Source organism: Corallococcus sp. CA049B (assembly GCF_003611685.1).
GTDB lineage: Bacteria > Myxococcota > Myxococcia > Myxococcales > Myxococcaceae > Corallococcus > Corallococcus coralloides.
This window is the reverse complement of the sequence record NZ_RAWC01000024.1, coordinates 1-19515: the sequence shown is the minus strand read 5'-3', so window position 1 is coordinate 19515 and position 19515 is coordinate 1. Positions and strand designations below refer to the sequence as shown.

General features: G+C 69.9%; 18 protein-coding genes. 11 read left to right on the top strand and 7 right to left on the bottom strand.

Going from position 1 to position 19515, the window contains the following annotated elements; translation table 11 throughout:
- Window positions 1–155 precede the first annotated feature (155 nt).
- Both D7W82_RS08150 and D7W82_RS08145 read left to right on the top strand, forming a co-directional pair.
- Window positions 156–560: a hypothetical protein gene (locus D7W82_RS08150; RefSeq protein WP_120617787.1), complete on the top strand. Its 405-nt coding sequence runs from the start codon at window positions 156–158 to the stop codon at window positions 558–560.
- Window positions 561–711: 151 nt separating this feature from the next.
- Window positions 712–1875: a cytochrome-c peroxidase gene (locus D7W82_RS08145; protein WP_120617786.1), complete on the top strand. Its 1164-nt coding sequence runs from the start codon at window positions 712–714 to the stop codon at window positions 1873–1875.
- Between the two features lie 4 nt (window positions 1876–1879).
- Here the strand turns inward: D7W82_RS08145 and D7W82_RS08140 are convergent, their stop codons facing one another.
- The 3 genes from D7W82_RS08140 to D7W82_RS08130 all read right to left on the bottom strand — a co-directional run bounded on the left by D7W82_RS08140 (window position 1880) and on the right by D7W82_RS08130 (window position 5082).
- Window positions 1880–3322, bottom strand: a complete 1443-nt coding sequence (locus tag D7W82_RS08140) for a M24 family metallopeptidase (protein WP_120617785.1) — start codon at window positions 3320–3322, stop codon at window positions 1880–1882.
- Between the two features lie 145 nt (window positions 3323–3467).
- Entirely contained in the window at window positions 3468–4568 is a 1101-nt protein-coding gene (locus D7W82_RS08135; RefSeq protein ID WP_199727708.1) for a kelch repeat-containing protein, read from the bottom strand.
- A gap of 178 nt (window positions 4569–4746) precedes the next feature.
- Entirely contained in the window at window positions 4747–5082 is a 336-nt protein-coding gene (locus D7W82_RS08130; protein ID WP_233587377.1) for a DUF2171 domain-containing protein, read from the bottom strand.
- A 153-nt stretch (window positions 5083–5235) separates the two neighbouring features.
- Here D7W82_RS08130 and D7W82_RS08125 point away from each other — a divergent pair, with 153 nt between their 5' ends.
- From D7W82_RS08125 to D7W82_RS08110, 4 genes are all read left to right on the top strand, one after another.
- The gene (locus D7W82_RS08125) at window positions 5236–5433 is read left to right on the top strand and encodes a hypothetical protein (RefSeq protein ID WP_120617782.1); all 198 of its coding nucleotides are present in this window, start codon (window positions 5236–5238) and stop codon (window positions 5431–5433) included.
- A gap of 215 nt (window positions 5434–5648) precedes the next feature.
- Window positions 5649–8030, top strand: coding sequence for a glycosyltransferase (locus D7W82_RS08120; RefSeq protein ID WP_233587376.1), 2382 nt, complete (start codon window positions 5649–5651; stop codon window positions 8028–8030).
- Entirely contained in the window at window positions 8027–8755 is a 729-nt protein-coding gene (locus tag D7W82_RS08115) for a WG repeat-containing protein (RefSeq protein WP_199727707.1), read from the top strand. Before D7W82_RS08120 ends, D7W82_RS08115 begins: the two co-directional genes overlap by 4 nt.
- Window positions 8752–9402, top strand: a complete 651-nt coding sequence (locus D7W82_RS08110; protein WP_120617780.1) for a hypothetical protein — start codon at window positions 8752–8754, stop codon at window positions 9400–9402. Before D7W82_RS08115 ends, D7W82_RS08110 begins: the two co-directional genes overlap by 4 nt.
- A 1-nt stretch (window position 9403) precedes the next feature.
- Here the strand turns inward: D7W82_RS08110 and D7W82_RS08105 are convergent, their stop codons facing one another.
- Window positions 9404–10417 (bottom strand): ABC transporter ATP-binding protein, encoded by a 1014-nt coding sequence (locus tag D7W82_RS08105; protein WP_120617779.1) that lies wholly within the window; start codon window positions 10415–10417, stop codon window positions 9404–9406.
- A gap of 192 nt (window positions 10418–10609) precedes the next feature.
- Between D7W82_RS08105 and D7W82_RS08100 the strand changes: the two genes are divergently transcribed.
- Window positions 10610–11656 (top strand): oxygenase MpaB family protein, encoded by a 1047-nt coding sequence (locus tag D7W82_RS08100; protein WP_120617778.1) that lies wholly within the window; start codon window positions 10610–10612, stop codon window positions 11654–11656.
- Window positions 11657–11658: 2 nt separating this feature from the next.
- On the opposite strand, the gene D7W82_RS08095 is transcribed toward D7W82_RS08100, so the two are convergent.
- Both D7W82_RS08095 and D7W82_RS08090 read right to left on the bottom strand, forming a co-directional pair.
- Complete coding sequence (locus D7W82_RS08095) at window positions 11659–11943, bottom strand: DUF427 domain-containing protein (protein WP_120617777.1); 285 nt, start codon at window positions 11941–11943, stop codon at window positions 11659–11661.
- Between the two features lie 34 nt (window positions 11944–11977).
- Window positions 11978–12805 (bottom strand): alpha/beta fold hydrolase, encoded by an 828-nt coding sequence (locus D7W82_RS08090; protein WP_120617825.1) that lies wholly within the window; start codon window positions 12803–12805, stop codon window positions 11978–11980.
- A 141-nt stretch (window positions 12806–12946) separates the two neighbouring features.
- Between D7W82_RS08090 and D7W82_RS08085 the strand changes: the two genes are divergently transcribed.
- Window positions 12947–15016, top strand: a complete 2070-nt coding sequence (locus D7W82_RS08085) for a HEAT repeat domain-containing protein (RefSeq protein ID WP_120617776.1) — start codon at window positions 12947–12949, stop codon at window positions 15014–15016.
- 570 nt (window positions 15017–15586) lie between these two features.
- Window positions 15587–15733 carry a hypothetical protein gene (locus tag D7W82_RS40445; RefSeq protein ID WP_158617612.1) on the top strand — a complete coding sequence of 49 codons (147 nt, stop codon included), beginning with the start codon at window positions 15587–15589 and terminating at the stop codon, window positions 15731–15733.
- 6 nt (window positions 15734–15739) lie between these two features.
- Here D7W82_RS40445 and D7W82_RS42525 read toward each other — a convergent pair whose 3' ends face one another.
- The gene (locus D7W82_RS42525) at window positions 15740–16000 is read right to left on the bottom strand and encodes a hypothetical protein (RefSeq protein ID WP_370450954.1); all 261 of its coding nucleotides are present in this window, start codon (window positions 15998–16000) and stop codon (window positions 15740–15742) included.
- Between the two features lie 1190 nt (window positions 16001–17190).
- Here D7W82_RS42525 and D7W82_RS08065 point away from each other — a divergent pair.
- Complete coding sequence (locus D7W82_RS08065) at window positions 17191–18810, top strand: TolC family protein (protein WP_120617773.1); 1620 nt, start codon at window positions 17191–17193, stop codon at window positions 18808–18810.
- On the top strand, window positions 18798–19515 hold a 718-nt coding region (locus D7W82_RS08060; RefSeq protein WP_120617823.1), incomplete at its 3' end, for an efflux RND transporter periplasmic adaptor subunit. The genes D7W82_RS08065 and D7W82_RS08060, both read left to right, overlap by 13 nt.

Below are 19515 nucleotides of genomic sequence, written 5' to 3'. Positions count from 1 at the left end.
GGGGGCACGGAAAAGTGCTCCGCGTGATGAAATCGAGAATGCGCTGCTGCGTGGAATGAAAGCGCGCCGGGATTGTACGTGGCGCGCGCCAATGGCTGCCGGAGGGGCGGCCAACCGGGCGCGAAAACCATCTCATTCTTGAATTGAGGATATCCATGTTGCGAATTGCTGTTGCCGCCCTCGTCGTTGCCGCCACGGGTTGCGCCTCTTCGGGTGGCGCCGCGGCCGCGGGTCGCGCGGGCAACGCCACGGTCACGGGCAGCATCGCGTACCCCGCGAGCGGCCTGCAGGGTGATCCGTGCACGTCGGTCGGGGTGAAGGTGACGGAGGGTGACACCGTGGCCCTGGGCCGGGGCGAGGTGAAGCAGAGCCGCAACAACCGTTGCAGCTACAACGTCAGCGCGCTGCCGGAGGACCGGGAGCTGAACGTGGAGCTGGTGGTGGACGCGGGCCTCAAGTGCGCCAACGGCGCGGCGCCCACGGTCACCCCGGGCCCCACGAAGATGAAGATCGCCAAGTTCGCGGCGCCGGTGGTGAGCTTCAAGCTGGCCTGCGAGTAGCGCTCTCGGAGTCCCGTGGAGGTGCTTCACGCCGTGAAGGCCGGGCGTCCCCAGGTGGGTCCCCGGCCTTCGTGCGTGGATGGCCGCATGCCCGGCGGGGAGACAGGGACCATTGATTGCTGAACACAAGGGCGCGAAGCTGCCCCGGCCCATGACTGGTCTCCGTCCGCGTACCGCCGTGCTCGCCCTGGCCCTGCTGGGGACGGGTTGCGAATCCGAAGTTCCCTTTCCGACCGAAGATGAGCTGGACCAGCTGAGCGCCCTGCACACGCAGAGCGTGAAGCCGGAGGCGGACCCCACGAACAAGTGGGCGGACAACGCGGACGCGGCGGTGCTGGGCCAGCGGCTGTTCGAGGACCCGGGGCTTTCGCGCTGCGGGACGGTGTCCTGCAAGAGCTGCCACACGGGTGAGTCCTACACGGTGGAGACGGCGACGGCGGAGGGCTGCGGAGGCCACCAGTCGGAACGCAACCCGCCCAGCCTGCTGAACGTGGGCTACAGCCGCTGGTTCATGTGGGACGGGCGGGCGGACCGGCTCTGGTCTCAGGCGCTGCTGCCGCTGACGAACCCCATCGAAATGGACTCGGACGCGACGGTGGTGCGCGCGCGGCTGTCCGGCGAGCCCTCGTACACGGCGGCGTACACGCAGCTGTTCGGCAAGGCGCCCGCGGACGAGTCCGACCCGGACCGGCTGATGGCGAACGTGGGCAAGGTGCTGGCGGCGTACCAGCGCACGCTCAACCGCACCGACGCGCCCTTCGACGCGGACGTGCGGCGCTTCCTGCAGGCGGTGGCGGCGGGCACGCAGGAGAAGGACCCGGCGTACCTGGGCCTGAAGACGTTCATGCGCAAGGGCCAGTGCGTGGTGTGCCACAAGGGCCGCTCGCTGTCGGACGACAAGTTCCACAACCTGGGGCTGAAGGACTCCGGCCCGGGGCGGCGCGGGCAGGCGGCCGCGGTGGACGCGCTGGTGTCCTGGCCGTTCAACGCCGCGGGCCCCTACAGCGACGCGCCTGGCGGCATCGACGCGGCGCGGCTGTCCACGCTGAAGGCGCAGGCGCAGACGAAGCCCACGGAGGTGGAGGGCGCGTTCCGCACGCCCACGCTGCGCAACGTGGCGCTCTCCGCGCCGTACATGCACACCGGCGCGCAGAAGACGCTGGAGGACGTGGTCGACTTCTACAACGAGGGCGGCGACCCGGACGGCACCTTCGCGGGCGTGCGCACGGAGACCATCGTCAAGCTGGACCTGAGCAGCGAGGAGAAGCAGGCGCTGGTGACGCTGCTCAAGTCCATGACGGGCGTGGCGAAGTAGGCCTTCAGCGCACCAGGTGGAAGGACGTCTGACGCTGGAAGGCCCAGTGCACGGCGCCCTGCGAGTCCACGACGACGTCCTCCTCCTGGGCGGAGCGCAGGGGCTGGTCCTTCCACTCCGGCACGGGGCTCGTCGCCTGCAGCTCGATGGAGAACCAGGAGCCGGGCATCACCTTGTGCTCGCCGTTGCCGGGCACGCCCTCCTGGCGGTCCCACATGCCAATCATGGGGCCGGCGCCGTGGCCGTGCAGGCCAATGGGGTGTGAGTACACGCTGCCGTTGATGCCTTCGGACTTCATGCGCGCGAGCGAGGCGCGCAGGACTTCATTGCCGGTGCGGCCCGGCTTGATTTCACCGGTGACGATGTCCTGGAGCCGGTTGGACGCCTTGAGCGCGGCCTTGAGGCCTTCGGGGGCGTCCGTCTCTCCGTCGCGCAGCACGTAGCCCATGTGCTGGGTGTCGGTGTTGAGGCGGAGCGCGGTGACGCCGAAGTCGCAGTGGAGCACGTCGCCGCGCTGGATGACGGGGTTGTCCCCCAGCTGTTCGTCGGTGCTTCCCTGGCGCTGCACGTCCACGTCCGGCTGGAACCAGGTGTCCAGGCCTTCGTCGGCCAGGCGCTGGCGCATCCACCACTCCACGTCCTGGGTGGTGGTGGTGCCGGGGGTGATGACGGCGTTGGAGAAGGCGGTCTGGATGAGGCTCCAGGCGTACTTCTGGAGGTCGGCGTAGAAGCGGACCTCGTCGGCGCCGCGCCAGCCGAGCACGTCCAGGGGCAGGCCCCCGGCGGGCTTGAGGCGCTTCGTCCAGGTGGGGCCCAGGGCCTGGGTCATGCCTTCGTATTCGCCGTGGGTGAGGCCGTCCGCGAAGGCGATGGCGGGGGACACGTTGATGGCGATGGTGTCCGGCTTGCGCTCCTCCACGACCTGCTTGAGGAGCAGCCACTGTTCAGGGCCCAGGAGCTCGGCGGCGCGCTGCGAGCCGCCGCGGTCCACCATCATGGGGGCGCGGCGGGCTTCATAGAGGCCGCCCTGGGTGCTGCCGCCCAGCGCCAGCCGCTCCACGCCCTGGTCCGCGCCCCGGTCGAAGAAGACGTAGATGGTGCGGCGGCGGGCGGAGAAGGTGGTGGGGGCGACGAGCGCCTTGAAGACGGGGTCCTCGTTGTACTCGCGCATGGGGACGACCCACATGCGCACGCCGTACTTGCGCATGAGCTGGGGCACGCCGGTCTCCAGCCGGTCCTTGAGCCACGCCTGCTGGCGGGCGGACTGTTCGCGCAGCGTGCCGAAGGGGCGCACCGGCGCGGCGGGGGCGGCCTGCGCGGCGACAGCAGCGGGCGCGGCCGGCGCGGCGGCAACCGGGGCCTCGGGCTTCGAGGGGGCGACGGGCGCGGTGGCGCAGGCGGAGGAACAGACGAGCGGGGCGACGAGCAGGTGTTTCCAGGAGCGCATGGGCGCGCAGTCTGTCACGCGCCCTGTCGCGCCGCGCGGAGCAATAAGTCCCCCAGGAACCGCGTTGTCTGTCATTCAAGGAAAAGCCAGACACACTGTCCTGGCTTCACTTCGAATCCGTGGAGTGTCTGTCCAAGCCAGGTTTTTACTCCAGGGGCGTTACCTGGGCCACGGCGGGAGCGGGGACGTATTCCTCGCTCGTGGCCAGGGTGCCCAGTTCGTTCACTCCGCCCACCACCAGCACCGTGCCCCGGCGCAGCCATAGCGCTCCGGCTTCGCCTCGCGGCTCATGCAGCGTGGGCGCCTGCGTCCACAGGCCCTTCGCCGGGTCGAAGCGCTCCGCGGAGTCCAGCGTGCCTCGTGAGGAGTGCTCGCCGCCCACCACCAGCACCGCGCCCTCCGCCGTCAGCAGCGCCGCGTGGTGCTCGCGCGGCACCGCTGGCGCTTCCACCAGCTCCCAGTCGTTTCGCTCCGGCACGTACACCTCCGCCGTCCGCGCCGCCTGCGTCGTGGTGCCGCCCACCACCAGCACGCGCCCGTCCGGGAGCAGCGTCACGGTGTGCCCCAGCCGGTGCGTCCCCGCCGCGCCGCCCACCGCGCCCGCCTTCTCCCAGTGGCCCGTCGCCGGGTCGTACAGCTCCGACTGCAGGCCGCTCGCGAAGAGCACCTTTCCCGTGCGCAGCACCACCGCCGTCCCCGCGCCACCCCGCGCGTACGCGGGCGCCTCCGCTGCGCTCCACGTCCCCGTCACCGGGTCGAACAGCTCCGCTGAACGCACCGGCCGCAGGTCCACGTCCGTGCCCCCCGCCACCAGCACGCGCCCGTCCGGCAACACCACCACCGCCGGGTCGTTGCGCGCCTCGCTCATGGGCGCCGCTTGCGTCCATACGCCCGTGTCCGGCGCGTACAGCTCCGCGCTCGCCAGCGCGCCCACCGTCACGCCGTTGGAGCCGCCCACCACCAGCACGCGCCCATCCGGAAGCCGCACCGCCGCGTGGTTGCGCCGCGCCGTGCGCAGCGCTCCCGTGGACCTCCAGCGCCCCGTGTCCGGGTCGAAGACCTCGCTGCTGCCCAGCGTGCGGCTGCCGTCATGCCCTCCCGCCGCGAGCACCCGCCCGTCGTCCAACGCGATGTAGGGCAACAGCCGCCTCGGCGTGGACAACACGCCCGGCACCGGCGCCTCCACGCCGCCCGCATCCGCTCGCGGCGCGGGGCCGCACGCGAACACCACTCCCAACCACAGCATCGTGACGCAAGAAGTCGAAAACCGTCGCATGGCCCCACCGGGACGTCGGGTCGAGGGGTCCGTTTAACGCGCCGGTCTGACACCCAGGCCCTCGCAAGGTCCTGTGATTCCAGGGCCTTGCCCTGCCCTCCGGGTTGGAAATCCCGAACTCCCGGAGGCAGCGCCGGGCCTGTCCGCCTCAGTGCCGCATGGGACCCACGGGGTCGTTCGCGGGCTCCGCTTCCAGGCCCTCGCTGTGGCGCGGCGGCAGGGCTCCGCCGTCGTCGTCCTCCTCCAGCGTGAGCTGCGAGTGGTCCGCCGGCTTGAGCAGGACTTCATCCCCGCGCACGGCCTCCACGTCGCTGTACTCGACCAGGTAGTCGCGCCGGGGAATGGGCACCAGCCCCTGCTCCAGTTCGAAGTGCGTGTCGCCCACGCCGGCCACCCTGCCCAGCTGCTGCCCGTCGGCGGTGCGCACCGACATGCCCTCGCGAACCTCTCCCGCGTGAATCATCGCGTCGCTCCTCGCGCTCATGGGGTCCTCACCAAGAGTGGGGTCGCTCCCGCCGCCGTGCGCGCCCTGGCAGGCAGCCCGGTGGGCCCTCGGGCCGCCTTCTTCCACGCCCGTGTGCCTGGCCTGCGCGCGGCCCCGTCGCGCGGTGCCTAACGTTGCCTCAAGGAGGCCCCCATGCTGCTGGAACTGTCGAACGACGAATCGCGCGTGCTGAAGGACGCCGTGGATTCCACGCTGCAAACGCTGCTGGATGAAATCGCCCGGGCGGATCAACGCGAGCACAAGGAAGCGCTGCATCAGCGCTACGAACGGCTCGCTGCCCTCCAGCGCCGGCTGGAACCCGTGGTGGAGAGCGAACAGGTCTACGCCTGACAACCTCCCCGCCCAAACCCTCATCAGCGCTCCACGCGCCGAATTGCGATTCACACTCCGTCTGCATAGGATTTACATGCAGTCCCGCAGCAACCCGACTTGGCCAGAGAATCTCCACGGGGGTCCGTGGCCGTCCGTCTGGACGGAGGCCTTGTCGGCCGTTGAATCCGGCATGACCCCGATGCACCGCCGGCAAATCCATCACTGGAGTTGCCATGAGCAGGTCTTCGAAGCAGCCCCCACTCATGCGGGTCCTCCAGGTCATCCATGGCTACCCCATGCGCTTCAACGCGGGCTCGGAGGTGTATACCCAGGCACTTTCACAAGGCCTGTCGAGCCGGCACGAGGTCCAGGTCTTCACCCGCCGCGAGGACCCGTTCCTCCCGGACTACGATCTGACGCAGGAGCGCGATCCGGACGACCCGCGCGTCCTGCTCCACCTGGTCAACCTCCCCAACAGCCGTGACCGCTACCGGCATGAAGGGGTGGATCAACGCTTCGCGGAGGTGCTGGGCGGCTTCCGTCCCCACGTCATCCACGTGGGTCATCTGAACCACCTGTCCACGTCCCTGCTGGAGGTGGGCGCGGCCCGTGGCATCCCCATCGTCTTCACGCTGCACGACTACTGGCTCATGTGTCCCCGTGGGCAGTTCATGCAGATGCATCCGGCTCCCGGGAACGAGCCCTGGTCCGCGTGCTCAGGCCAGGAGGACCGGAAGTGCGCGGAGCGCTGCTACGCGCGCTACTTCTCTGGTGCCCCCGAAACGCGGGAGCAGGACGTCGCGCACTGGAGTCAGTGGGTGCACGACCGGATGGAGCATGTGCGCCGGATGATGGAGCACGTGGACCTCTTCATCGCGCCCTCGCGCTACCTGCTGGAGCGGTTCCAGCGGGACTTCGGGCTGCCCGCCAACAAGTCGGTGTATCTGGATTACGGCTTCGACCTGGAGCGCCTGCGCCACCGGCAGCGAACGCCCGGGCCCGACGTCGTCTTCGGCTACATCGGCACCCACATCCCGGCCAAGGGCATCCATCACCTCATCCAGGCCTTCGGTCAGGTGCGCGGCAAGGCGCGGCTGAAGATCTGGGGACGGCCTCGCGGCGAACACACGGAGACGCTCAAGGCCCTGGCCCGAGCCCTCCCGGGAGATGCCAGCACGCGCGTGGAGTGGCTTCCCGAGTACCGCAACGCGGACATCGTAAGGGATGTCTTCAACCACGTGGACGCCATCGTCGTGCCCTCCATCTGGGTGGAGAACTCTCCGCTGGTCATCCACGAGGCGCTCCAGGCGCGGGTGCCTGTCATCACCGCGGACGCGGGAGGGATGCGCGAGTACGTCCGCGATGGAGAGAACGGCCTGCTCTTCACCCACCGCGACCCCGGGTCGCTTGCCCGGGCCATGCAACAACTCGTGGATGCGCCGGACCTCGCGGTGCGGCTGGGCGGTCGCGGGCACCTCTTCGGAGAAGGGGGCGACGTGCAGGGGATGCAGGCCCACGTGGAGGCCGTGGAGGCACTCTATGCACGCGCCATCCGGGAGCACCGTGCCCGGCGTACCCCCACCCGGCCCGGTCCCTGGCGCATCACCTTCGACACCAACCCTGACGACTGCAACCTGCACTGCATCATGTGCGAGGACCACTCGCCCCACAGCGATACCCAGCGGCTGCGCAGGGAGGCCGGCCAGCCCAAGCGCCGCATGCCCCTGGAGCTGCTGCGCAGGGTCATGGAGGACAGCGACGGCACGCCCCTCCGGGAGGTGATTCCGTCCACCATGGGCGAGCCGCTGCTCTATCCCCACTTCGACGACATCATCGACCTGTGCATGGCGCACGGGGTGTGGCTGAACCTCACCACCAACGGGACGTTTCCCAGGCGAGGAGCCCGCGCGTGGGCGCGCCGGCTGGTCCCCATCACCTCCGACGTGAAGGTGTCGTGGAACGGGGCCACGAAGCAGACCCATGAATCGGTGATGCCAGGGACGCGCTGGGAGCAGGTCCTGGAGAACCTCCGCCAGTTCGTGGCCGAGCGGGATGCGCATGCGCGCGAGGGCGGCCATCGCTGCCGGGTCACGCTCCAGCTCACCTTCCTGGAGTCGAACGTGGGGGAGCTGGCGGACATCGTGCGGCTCGCGGCGGACCTGGGCGTGGACCGGGTGAAGGGGCATCACCTCTGGGCCCACTTCGCCGCCATCCAGCCCCTGTCCATGAGGCGCGACGCATCCGCCATCCGGCGCTGGAACGAGGCCGCCCGGCAAGCCCATGCTGTCGCGGAGGAGTGCCGCCGGCCGGATGGGAGCAAGGTGCTGCTGGAGAACATCCATCCCCTGGGAGCGGAGGCCGTCACGGATCTCGCGCCCGGGGCGCGCTGTCCCTTCCTGGGGAAGGAGGCCTGGGTGAGCGCCGTGGGCCGCTTCGACCCCTGCTGCGCTCCCGACAAGGAACGCAGGACGCTCGGGAACATGGGCAACCTGAACGAGGTGGGCATCCAGGACGTGTGGACGGGCCCGGCCTATCAACGGCTGCTGACCACTTATCAGGACCATCCCCTGTGCCGTGGCTGCAACATGCGTCAGCCGGTGAAGGAGTCCGCTTGAAACCCGGGTCGAATACGCGAGTCGCGCCTGACAGGACCCATCATCTCCTGGACGGCAAGCCGCTCTATGCCGCGCGCTTCACCGAGGTCCTCTCGTTTCACGAACCGGGGCTCGCGGCCGTACGGGACGCCTCGGGCGCGTTCCACATCGACCTGAAGGGCAACGCGCTCTCTTCTCGCCGCTTCATCCGGACGTTTGGGTTCTATGAAGGGCTCGCGGCCGTGGTGGATGCGGCAGGGGCGTTTCACCTGCGCGTGGATGGGCAGGAGCTCACGTCGGGGCGCCACGCGTGGTGCGGCAACTTCCAGGACGGGCGCTGTCCGGTCCGGTCGAAGGACGGCCGGTACTTCCACATCGATGGTCAGGGTGAGCCGGTCTACGACGAGCGGTACGCCTACGCGGGAGACTTCCGGGACGGCTCCGCGGTGGTGCAGGAGGCCTCGGGCCTCCACCTGCACATCGACAAGCAGGGGCACCCCTTGAATGCGCGCCGGTTCCTGGACCTGGATGTCTTCCACAAGGGCTTCGCGCGTGCGCGGGACGCAGGCGGCTGGCATCACGTCGACGCGGCGGGAGACGCGCTCTACCCCCTGCGCTTCGCCTTCGTGGAGCCCTTCTACAACGGGCAGGCCCGCGTGGAGACGTTGGACGGCGCGCTCCAGGTCATCGACGAGCAGGGCGTCACCGTGCGCGAGTTGCGTGCACGCCTTCCAGGGCCGGCATGAGGCCCTCGCCCGAATCTGTCATTGCCTTCGCCCGGGAGCAGCTCGTTCCTCTCTGCCGCGAGTTCCCGGGCCGATTCTTCCTGGCCGGAGGCGCGTTCAAGACCCTGCTCCATGGGCGTCCCCCGCATGACCTGGACCTCTGGCCGGCGAGCATCCTGGATCGGCAGATGCTCCTCGTTCATCTGGAGGCCCAGGGGGCCCTATTGCGGGAGGACAACCCTCCCTTCCAGACGTCGTTCCAGCTCTCGGGCCGGCGGCTCGAAGTGGCCTACGACTGCACGCCAGCGATCCTGGAAGAGCGCCTCTCCCGATTCGACCTGGGCCTCTCCGCCATCGGCGTGGAGTACGCGGAAGGCCATTGGCGGGGGCACGTCCATCCCCTGGCGGCGGAGTCCGTCCAGCGCCGCGAGGTGCTGCTGCTGCGCCCGCTGGCCAACTGGAAGTACCTGCTCGCCACCCTGGAGCGGTTGCGGCGCTATGGAGAGGAGCTGGGGTATCGCGTCCCTGTGATTGAGGAGCAGCACCTCTGGGACCTGTTCGAGGCACAGCCTCGCGAGTCCCAGGATGCCCTGATGACGCGCCATGCGCGTGTCGCGCGCGAGGCCAGCGGCATCCTGGCGGAAGCCTCGCTGCGGCTGCGCCCCTGACTCACACCGCGCGCCCCGTCCTCGCGTCGAACCGGCGCAGGTACCGAGCGTCATGGCGCAGCCACACCGTGTCTCCGCTCGCGGCGCGGAAGTCCCCGGGCGCCCGCGCCACCAGGCGCTCGCCGCCCATCTCCACCGTCACCCAGACCTCCGCGCCCATGGGCTCCACCAGGTACACGCGCCCCTCGCGCGCGTCCTCCGGCGTAGGCCCCTGCCCCACCTGGAGGTGCTCCGGCCGCAGACCCAGCACCGCGTCACCGCCGGACAGGCCCAGCGTCTCCGGCTTCACCAGGTTGATGCGCGGCGAGCCGAAGAAGCCCGCCACGAAGAGGTTCGCTGGCGCGTCGTACAGCTCGCGCGGCGGGGCCACCTGCTGCACCTCGCCCTGGCTCATCACCACCACGCGGTCCGACAGCGTCATCGCCTCCGCCTGGTCATGCGTGACGTAGATGAACGTGGCCTTCAGCTGTTCGTGCAGCTTCTTGATTTCGCCGCGCATCTGCGTGCGCAGCGCCGCGTCCAGGTTGGACAGGGGCTCGTCGAAGAGGAACACCTTGGGCCTGCGCACCAGCGCGCGCCCCAGCGCCACGCGCTGCCGCTGTCCGCCCGACAGCTCCTTGGGCCGGCGCGACAAGAGCGCCTCCAGCCCCAGCACGCCGGACACCTCGCGCACGCGCGCCTCGACGTCCTTCGCGTCCATCCCCGCCACCTTCAGCGGGAACGCCAGGTTCCCCGCCACGTCCAGGTGCGGGTAGAGCGCGTAGCTCTGGAACACCATCGCGATGTCGCGCTCGCGCGGGGACAGGTCGTTCACCAACTGCCCGTCGATTCTCAGCTCGCCGCCGGACAGCTCCTCCAGCCCGGCGATGAGGTTCAACGTCGTGGACTTGCCGCAGCCGGACGGGCCCACCAGCGACACGAACTCGCCGTCCGCGATGTCCAGCGTCACGCCCTTCACCGCCGCCACGCCCCCCCGGTACACCTTGCGCACGTCCTGCAGGGACACCGTCGCCAAGGCTCCGCTCCTCCACTCAGGGACACGCCCCGCGAAAAGCCCCAGCATCGCCGCTCGCGGCCGCCCGGAAAGTCCAGTCCACCCCGCCCCGTCACATCCCCTACGTGACGGGTTTTCCAGGACGGGCGGTTTGTTACAGGCTTAACAGTTCTCTACACTGCGCCGGAACGCCATCCACCGGAGCGCCCGCCCATGCCCTTCACCTTCCGTGGCCAGAACCTGACCGCCATCCTGGGCGACCCGCTCACCGCGGCCAACAGCCTGTACGGCATCATGAGCGCCGCGGAGCCGGAGTTCATGGAGGAGCTGCGGCAGCACTGGAAGAAGCACATCCGCGAGACGCCCGGCGTGAACGGCACCGCGTGGCGGCCCGCGCTGAAGGCCTTCTCCGCCATCGAGGGCTACTGGGGCAACACGTACAGCGACCACCGCATCGCGAAGGTGCTCTACGGGACGACGCACTCGGTGGCCACGCAGGCGGTGACGGGCGTGGGCTCTTCCGCGCAGTTCCTGCGAGACTTCGAGGCCGCGCGCGACGAGGCCTTCTACGTCTTCTTCCAGGGCGCGTCCGTGAACCAGCTGGCGGGCGTGTCCTTCCGGGCCACGTACTACCACAAGGACGTGTCGTCGCTGTTCGAGCAGCGCCCCCACAGCAAGCTCAAGACCATCGTGTCCCGCCGGGTCATCGAGACGGCGCAGATCATGCTGCGCATCCTCTACGGCAACATGAACATGGGCTGGGGCAGCCTCTACAGCACGCGCACCCTGTCCACCACGCTGCTGCTGGCGCAGATGCACAACTCCGCGCTGGGTCACTACAAGTCCCTCAATACGGGGCGGAAGCATTGCTACAACCAGAGCGGGGTCGCGTTCACGCTGCTGACGTTCGCGTACGTCGTCGCGCAGGCGTGGGTGGACAAGGGCTACGAGTACAACGAGCAGCGCTGGTACTTCTTCTGGAAGCTGCTGGGCTCGCTGCTGGGCGTGGACACGCGCCTCATCCCGGACGACCACGCGGAGGCCGCCACGCTGTGGGACCTCTTCTTCTCGCAAGGGGAGTGCTTCGGCGGCATGCCCGCGCCCTACCCCACGACGCTGGACCCCAACCGCATCGACGATGACCTGTGGAACGGCTACGACGTGAAGCCGGAGGCGAACCTGCTCCAGTGGGTGCCTGCCTTCATCGTCACCCAACTGCGCAACAGCCTGCGCTGGGGCAAGTACCTCATCGGCCGCTGACTTCAGCGCTCCACCGTCACACCCTTCCAGAAGGCCACATAGCCCTGGATGTTGGACGCGGCCGGCTTGGGCTCCGGATAGAACCAGGCCGCGTCGGCGTTCGTCTTCCCGTCCACCTCCACGGAGTAGTAGCTGGCCTCGCCCTTCCAGGGGCAGGTGGTGTGCGTGGCGCTGGGCTTGAAGTGCTCGCGCACCAGGCTGTCCGGCGGGAAGTAGATGTTGCCCTCCACGGTCTCGTAGGTGTCGCTCTTCGCGAGCACCGTGCCGTTCCATTTCGCGACTGGCATGGGGAACCCTCCTGGGGACTTCGCTAACGGCGCCTCAGCCCACTTGCGCGGCCTGTTTGGACGCGTGCTGGGTGAGGAAGGGGGCGAGCTCCGCGTTGACGAGCGCCGGCTCCTCCACGGAGGACGAATGGCCTCCGCGCGACAGGCGCACCAGCTGGGAGCCGGGAATGAGCGAGTGGATGCGCTCCGATTTGGCGGGCACGGTCGCGCGGTCCTCTTCCCCCACGATGACGAGCGTGGGCGTGCGGATGCGCGGCAGCTCCTCCGCGATGGGCTTGCGTTGGATGACGCCGTTGACGGCGCGGTAGATGTCGCGGCGGTTGCCCGTCAGGCGCGTCCGCCACAGCGCCCGCTCCTCGGCGCGGCCCGGGTCGGTGAGGAACGACGTGCCGAACATGATGCGCATCACCGGCGTGGCGACGGGGCCCAGGCCCACGTAGCGGGCGATGAGGTTGAGCGCGGTGTAGCGCGGCACGTTGACAAGGGGCTCGGGGTCCGCGGACGTCTCCAGGAGCACCAGCGAGCGCAGCAGGTCCGGCCGGCGCGCCGCGAGCCGCATGCCCACGAAGCCGCCCATGGACAGGCCCACGAAGTGGACGGGGGCCACGCCCAGCGACTCGATGAGCGCCACCGCGTCCGCGTACACCGTCTCCACGTCGATGGCGGACTCGGGCGGCACGTCGCTCTGGCCCTGCCCCCGGTGGTCGTACGCGATGCAGCGGAAGCGGCCGCGCAGGGCCTCCACCTGCGGGTCGAACAGCCGGGTGCTCCAGAGGAGCCCGTGGCTGAAGAGGACCACGTCTCCAGAACCCCCCGTGTCCTCGTAGTACAGCCGGGTTCCATTCACGGACCGCATGGGCATGGGCATGGCCTCCCTTGGCTTGGAGGGAGACCCTAATCCAGGGCTCGCCAGGACCGCAGCCCTCCCTGGGAGGTCATTGTCCACTGGAGGAGGCGGGCTTGCGCGGAGCGCCGCTTGTGCGGCCTGGCGCTTGGGAGGAGCATGGGCGGCACCTTCCGGATGCGCTCCTCTCGCCCTGTCCTTGTCGCCCTCGCGGTGGTGGTCCTCGCGGCGGGCCTGTTCTTCCTCCTGCGCCCTTCGTCCGCGCCCACGCCCGCGGTGTCTCCGCCGGTGGCCCAGGCTCCGGCAGCGCCCGTGGACGCGGGCCGTGTGGCCGCGGCCGTGCCGGTGAAGACGGTGGAGGCGCCGCCCTCGAAGCCGAACCCTTTCGTGGGCTCGCAGGTGTGCGCGGACTGCCACGAGGAGCAGCACACGGGCTGGAAGCACGACTGGCACTCGCGGGCGCTGTCGCCTGCGACGAAGCCGTACGTGGTGGGCACGTTCGCGGCGGGCACGCACTTCAAGGGCGAGTCCAGCGAGGCGTGGATGCGCCGCGACGGGAGCCAGTACCTGATGCGCACCAAGGGCGCGGACGGGAACCTGGGCGAGTGGCCGGTGCAGTGGGTGGTGGGCGGCAAGCGGATGCAGGACCCCATCACGCTGTTGCCGGACGGCCGCTGGCAGGTGATGCCGGTGTACTTCCACGTGACGGGCAAGGGCGAGTGGGTGGACTACTCGGAGAAGAAGCAGGGGGCGCTGTCGCCGGACCACCCGTTCTTCTGGACGAACTTCCGCCGCAGCGCGCAGCACGCGTGCCTGGACTGCCACGTGACGGGGCTGGACGCGCGCTATGACCGGGCGAGCCACCAGTGGGAGACGAAGTTCGCGGACGCGGGCGTCGCGTGCGAGTCCTGCCACGGGCCCGGCGGGCGGCACGCGGAGTCGCAGCTGCCAGAGGACATCATCCAGCCGGCGAAGCTGTCGAAGGAGGAGGGCTTCGCGGTGTGCGCGCAGTGCCACGGGCCGCGCCGCACGCTGTTCCCCATGCTGGACGCGAAGCACCACTTCCTGCCCGGCCAGCGCTACGACGCGAGCTATCAGCCCATGGTGCTGCTGGTGGGCAACGACCGCTCCGGGGACTTCTTCGCGGACGGGCGGCCCAGCACCTCCAGCTTCGAGTACCAAGCGCTCCTCCAGTCCCAGTGCCACCTGAAGGGCGGGGCCACGTGCCTGACGTGCCACACGGCGCCGCACGACGCGAGCGCGCCCAACGAGGTGCGCAAGCAGAAGCCGGTGGCGGCGCGCACGTCGGTGAACGCGTCCACGTGCCAGGGCTGTCACACAGAGGTGGTGGCGCAGGGCGAGCAGCACACGCACCACAAGGCCGCGGCGGCGCAGGACTGCCTGGCGTGCCACATGCCGCCGGTGGTGTCGGGCGTGCTGGACCACTTCGCGGACCACGCGCTGGACGTGCCGGCGCCGCAAAACACGGCGCGCCACGACATCCCCAACGCGTGCAACACCTGTCACGCGAAGCAGACGCCGGACGCGATGCAGACGGCGCTGGTGAAGTGGTGGCCAAAGGCGGAGGCGCGGCAGCAGCGGCGGCTGCGGCTGGCGGACGCGTTCGACGAGAAGACGGCGGCGCAGAGCCGTGGGGCGCTGGAGGCGGTGCTGGCGGACACGGCGGAGGCGGGCACGCTGCGGGGCGCGGCGGCGAAGCTCCTGGCGCGCCGGTTCAAGCACGACGCGGTGCCGGCGCTGCGGGCGGCGCTGAAGGGGACGACGGACAGCACGCTGCGCTCGGACATCATCGACGGGTTGGGCGCGGCGAACGCGCGCGAGGCGACGGACGACCTGGCGGCGCTGCTCAAGGACGGCTCGCTGTGGGTGCGGCAGGGCGCGGCGTTGACGCTGGCGGCGTTCGGGGACGCGAGGGGGATGCCGGCGTTGCAGGCGCTGGCGACGGAGCCGGAGACGCGAGGGCTGGTGCAGCCGCACGTGATGCTGGGGCAGCTGGCCATGCGCCGCAGGGACGTGGCCACGGCGACGCGCGAATTCGAGCAGGCGCTGGACCTGCAGCCCTACAACGCGGAGGTGCTGGTGCGGCTGGCGGACCTCTACGCGGTGCAGGGCAACGCGGCGAAGGGCCGCGAGCGGCTGGAGGAAGCGCTCCGGTTCGATCCGCAGAACAGGTCCGCAAAGCAGCGGCTGGGCATGTTGCCGCGGTGAGGATGCGCTGGAGCGCGACATGGCGCGCGTTGCCAGCGACGCTGCTCGTGGTGGGTTGCCTGCGGTCCATGCCCACGCGTGATGCGTGGACGAATGACGCGTCCATCGAGTTCCCACGGTTCTTTGAGCAGCCTGCCGTGGAAGCGAGCGCGGAGGGAGGCGCTGTCGAACTGAGCGGCACCGTCCTGCATGCGCTCGACGTCGCCGCCGCCGACTTCCTGGGCCCACAAGGTGCCAACACCCCGTGCGTCGACCGGCGCGAGTCACACCGGTACAGGGTCATTCAGCGGCCAGGGGTCATCTTCGTCCGGATCGATGAGGATCCCCGGGCCTGTGGGTTGACTGTCCCCGCGCTGCACTCAGGCGCGCAGTACGCGGTCGGAAGCGATGGCCGGATCCTCCGCCGCGTTCGGGATGGTGAGCCGGATGAGTCGCTGGAGCCCACGGATGCAGGGCCCGGCATCCTGGTTCCCACGTCGGAGGTCGGCCGGTCCTTCGATCCACCCGATGGCTCCGTGCCCTTGCCATTCATCCAGACGCCTGGCCCGGATGCGGGGACCGGAGTGCACCATGGCCCATGACCTGCACCAACTCCTGGAAGAGGTCACGGACGAGGCGTCGTTCCTGCGCTTCATCCAGGCGCGGAGCGAGGACGGCGCGGAGCCGGGTGCGCGGGCAGGTCCTACGAATAGCGGGGACCCACCCAGCCGCCCCTGAACGGCCTCAGTGCTGCACGGCGAGGATGCGCCGTCCCTTCACGTCCACGGCATAGGTCGCCCCCATGTCCATGATGGCTCCCTGCTTCTCACAGAGTTGGGGCTTGAGCGTGATCTGCACGAAGGTCACGCCCTCCGGGCCAGGTGCCGCGCTGACGTCATAGGACTCGCGCTGATAGAGACAGTGCTCCTCCTCCGTGGCCCCTTCGTGGGGCTTCAAATCCAGGGGCCGGAAATCATCCAGCGCCAGTTGCATGGCGGTCACCATGCCGCCCGCGAGCGTCTGCGCATCTTCGGGGAGGTCCAGTGGGAACTGGACGCGAGCCGCCTCTTCCGGCGGTGCATGAGGAGGACGCGAAGTGCGTTGAAAGAGCGCACACGCGGGGAGCAGGAACAGGGCCAGGAGCCATCCTGACTTCGCTGGTTTTGAGAGATGCATGGGCGTGGGTGTTACTCCGTAACGGCGGTCATCAGACCCGTGGCCTTGTGCTCTGGCTTGACGATACCGATGAGCGCCCAGCGCTTCCCGCGCCGTTCATAGACTTCTCCAGGTCTGGCTTCACCGATGTACGGGACCAGCTTCATCACCCGGCATGCCGTGTCAAACTGGAGCCGGATGGAATATCTCTGACGTGCCTCTGCTCGGTCAGGCCTGGACATGCGCGAGTTGGCCCAGGGGTGGCTATGGTAGTCCGCCTGGATTTTCACCGCGCCTCGTGAGTCCCGAACGAAGTTCGGCTGCTTGCAGCTCTTCTGTTGCTCAGGAGTGGCCTTCAGGAGAGGTCCAAGCGGAGATGGCATGCTCGCCGAGTAGGCACCATCTCCCACGGAGTAGAGGACCCCGCAGTATTCCTGTCCATACTCACGCCCCTGGGCGCGCGGTAGCTCCATGACGGCGGGGCAGAGCTGATCGATGACCGCATCGATGTCAGCGGAGGGTCGGATGGCATCCCAGGGGCCTCGCACCCATACGGCACCATTCATGAGTCCGTAGTCGCGATCCTCGACTGGAACAGGGCTGGCCCCCGCGCAGGACACGAACCAGAGCCCTGTCGCAGCCGCACACAGGAACAAGGTCCTGAGAATTGGCATCAACATGTAATACCACCAAATCAAATGCTCGCTCCACTGGAGCGTGCCACTGCCCCTGACCCGACCGTCATGACACCCGTGGCGTGCTGAACGCGCGCCCTCCCTTGAAGACAGACGCCTGCCCGGCGCTCGCGACGCACGTTGGCTCTTCCCCAGCCAGCGTCAGGACGCGCCATGTCTCCACGAGCCCCTCCCCCTTCCCTGCCCTTGCGTCCGTAAGGGCAACCCCGGACCTCCAGCGCCGACTCGAGGTCCATGCATCGCCTGCTGAGCACTTCCTCGCCCTGCTGTGTTGTCCACTGGAGCGCCGGGGGGCGCGAACCGTGGCCGGGGGCTGGCTTCGCCCCTACCTGGGGAGCATCCCTTATGAACGCGCTCGTGTTCGCAGCCCTGCTGGTTCCCGCCGGAATCCCCGGCGAGGCGCCAGCGCCGCACGGCTCCGGACCCCTCCGTCCCGTCCTCGCGCAATACACCGCGCCGCCACAGCGCGCTCCACCCGCGCCTCCGCCGCCCACGCCTTCCGTGGCGCCACCGGCCGCGCCCACGCAGCCTCCCGCCGCTCCCGCGCCGAACGCCCCCCGCGCTCCCGCTCCCGCTCCCGCGCCGCCCCGGCCCGGCCGCGCCAGCACGCCCGCATCCCAGAACCCGGACGACGTCCCCGAAGTGCCACCCCCATTCCAGGCGAACGTGTCGGATCCGCTGCTCACTCCCGCGCCCGCCGCGCCCCAGGAGATCCAGTCCTGGAACGAAGCGCTCACGCTCCTGCGCCAGCGCTCCACCGACCTCCAGGCCGTCCTGGGACAGGTCGAGGTCGCCGCGGGCACGTGGCGCATCGCGCTCGCCAACCTGCTGCCCTCCGTCGGCGGCACCCTGTCCGTCCAATACAACGTCCTCAACCCGAACATCCCCGCTGTCGGCGGTGGCGTGGGCGGCGGCATCGGCGGTGGCGTCAGCGGCGCCGGGGGCTTCACGCCCACGGAACTCCTGGGTATCGGCGTGCTCACCGCGAACGTGCCTGTCGTGGACCTGGCCAGCCTCTACGCCCTGGGCAGCGCCAAGGAGTCGCGCCGCACCGCCAACCTGTCGCTCGCGGAGACGCGCCGGCAGCTCACCCGGGGCCTCGCGCAGGCGCTCGTCTCCGTGTCCTCCAACGAGCGCCTGGCGGAGGTCAACCGCGTCAACCTGCGCACCGCGCTGGAGCGGCTGGCCCTCGCGCAGCGCCGCTTCGAGCTGGGCGCCGGCACCCGCCTGGACGTCGTCCGCGTGGAGCAGGACGCCCAGGCCGCCCGCCGCAACGTCGTCACCGGCGACGAGAACCTGCGCCAGGCCCGCGAGGCCCTCGGCCTCGCCCTGGGCACCCCGTCCGCCGTGGGCATCAAGCCGGGACTCGAACTGACCACGCTCTTCGAGGGCGCGAAGGCCGCCTGCCGCACGCTGGAGTCGCTGGAGAACCGCCCGGACATCGCCGCCGCGAAGTCGCGCCAGGTGGTGGCCGAGCGCGCCATCGGCGAGGTGTATCGCCAGTACGCGCCCACCCTGGACCTCACCAGCACCACCACCGCGCTCACCGTCAACCCGGGCTTCGCCGAAGTCCCCATCTGGAACGTCGGCGCCAGCCTGGTGCTGCCCTTCTGGGACGGCGGCGCGCGCGAGGGCCGCCTGCGCCAGGCCCGCGGCCAGCTGGAGCAGGCCCGCGCGGACTACACCAACCGGGAGCGCAACGTCGTCATCGAGGTCACCCAGGCGAAGCGCGCCGTGCAGGTGACCCAGGCGACGCGCGACCTGGCGGACCGCGAGCGGAAGCTCGCGGAAGAGAATGACCGGCTCACCCGCCGCAGCTTCGAGGTGGGCACCGGAACGAGCCTCGAGCTGGTGGACGCGGCCGGGGCCCTGCGGCAGGCCGAACTGGAGCTCGTCATCCGCGACTTCCAGTTCCGCCAGGCCCAGGTGGATGCATTCCTGTCGGAGGCAGCATGCGATTGGTGAGGGGCGGTTGGGGCGCGTGGGGGCTCGTCCTCGCACTGGCGGCGGGCGGGTGCAGCGGCGACAAGGGCCCCGGCCAGGCCGCGCCCGGAGGCGGCCCCCAGGGCGGCCAGCAGCGCCAGGGCGGCGGCAAGCCCACGCCCGTGCAGGTGATGGCGGTGAAGCCCGGCCCGGTGCGCGACACCCGCGAATACGTGGGCACCCTCATCTCCCGCAGCAGCATCACCGTCGTCCCGCAGGTCGCCGGATACATCCAGAAGATCTCCGTCCGCCCCGGCCAGCAGGTGAAGGCCGGTCAGGTGCTGCTCGTCGTGGATCCACGCCAGGAGCAGGCCTCCCTGCGCGCCACCCAGGCCCAGAAGGCCTCCGCCGTCGCCAACCGCGAGTTCGCGCGCAAGACGCGCGAGCGCAGCGCGCAGCTCCTCAAGGAAGGGCTCGTCAGCCGCCAGGACTACGAACAGGCCGTGGCCCAGGCGGCGCAATCCGAGGCCCAGGCCCAGGCCGCGGAGGCGCAAATCCAGAACCAGCAGGTGCAGCTGGGCTTCTTCAACGTGAGCGCCCCCTTCGACGGCGTCGTGGGCGACATCCCCGTGAAGCTGGGCGACTACGTGACGCCGCAGACGGCGCTCACCCTCGTGGACCAGAGCCGCGCCCTGGAGCTGTCCGTGCAGGTGCCCGTGGACCAGGCCACGCGGGTGAAGGTGGGAG

Excerpts from the sequence above, each read along its gene's own strand:
- D7W82_RS08150 (WP_120617787.1), top strand. The coding sequence starts at position 156 with ATGTTGCGAATTGCTGTTGCCGCCCTCGTCGTTGCCGCCACGGGTTGC.
- D7W82_RS08145 (WP_120617786.1), top strand. The coding sequence starts at position 712 with ATGACTGGTCTCCGTCCGCGTACCGCCGTGCTCGCCCTGGCCCTGCTG.
- D7W82_RS08140 (WP_120617785.1), bottom strand. The coding sequence starts at position 3,322 with ATGCGCTCCTGGAAACACCTGCTCGTCGCCCCGCTCGTCTGTTCCTCC.
- D7W82_RS08135 (WP_199727708.1), bottom strand. The coding sequence starts at position 4,568 with ATGCTGTGGTTGGGAGTGGTGTTCGCGTGCGGCCCCGCGCCGCGAGCG.
- D7W82_RS08130 (WP_233587377.1), bottom strand. The coding sequence starts at position 5,082 with ATGAGCGCGAGGAGCGACGCGATGATTCACGCGGGAGAGGTTCGCGAG.
- D7W82_RS08125 (WP_120617782.1), top strand. The coding sequence starts at position 5,236 with ATGCTGCTGGAACTGTCGAACGACGAATCGCGCGTGCTGAAGGACGCC.
- D7W82_RS08120 (WP_233587376.1), top strand. The coding sequence starts at position 5,649 with ATGAGCAGGTCTTCGAAGCAGCCCCCACTCATGCGGGTCCTCCAGGTC.
- D7W82_RS08110 (WP_120617780.1), top strand. The coding sequence starts at position 8,752 with ATGAGGCCCTCGCCCGAATCTGTCATTGCCTTCGCCCGGGAGCAGCTC.
- D7W82_RS08100 (WP_120617778.1), top strand. The coding sequence starts at position 10,610 with ATGCCCTTCACCTTCCGTGGCCAGAACCTGACCGCCATCCTGGGCGAC.
- D7W82_RS08095 (WP_120617777.1), bottom strand. The coding sequence starts at position 11,943 with ATGCCAGTCGCGAAATGGAACGGCACGGTGCTCGCGAAGAGCGACACC.
- D7W82_RS08090 (WP_120617825.1), bottom strand. The coding sequence starts at position 12,805 with ATGCCCATGCGGTCCGTGAATGGAACCCGGCTGTACTACGAGGACACG.
- D7W82_RS08085 (WP_120617776.1), top strand. The coding sequence starts at position 12,947 with ATGGGCGGCACCTTCCGGATGCGCTCCTCTCGCCCTGTCCTTGTCGCC.
- D7W82_RS40445 (WP_158617612.1), top strand. The coding sequence starts at position 15,587 with ATGGCCCATGACCTGCACCAACTCCTGGAAGAGGTCACGGACGAGGCG.
- D7W82_RS42525 (WP_370450954.1), bottom strand. The coding sequence starts at position 16,000 with ATGGTGACCGCCATGCAACTGGCGCTGGATGATTTCCGGCCCCTGGAT.
- D7W82_RS08065 (WP_120617773.1), top strand. The coding sequence starts at position 17,191 with ATGAACGCGCTCGTGTTCGCAGCCCTGCTGGTTCCCGCCGGAATCCCC.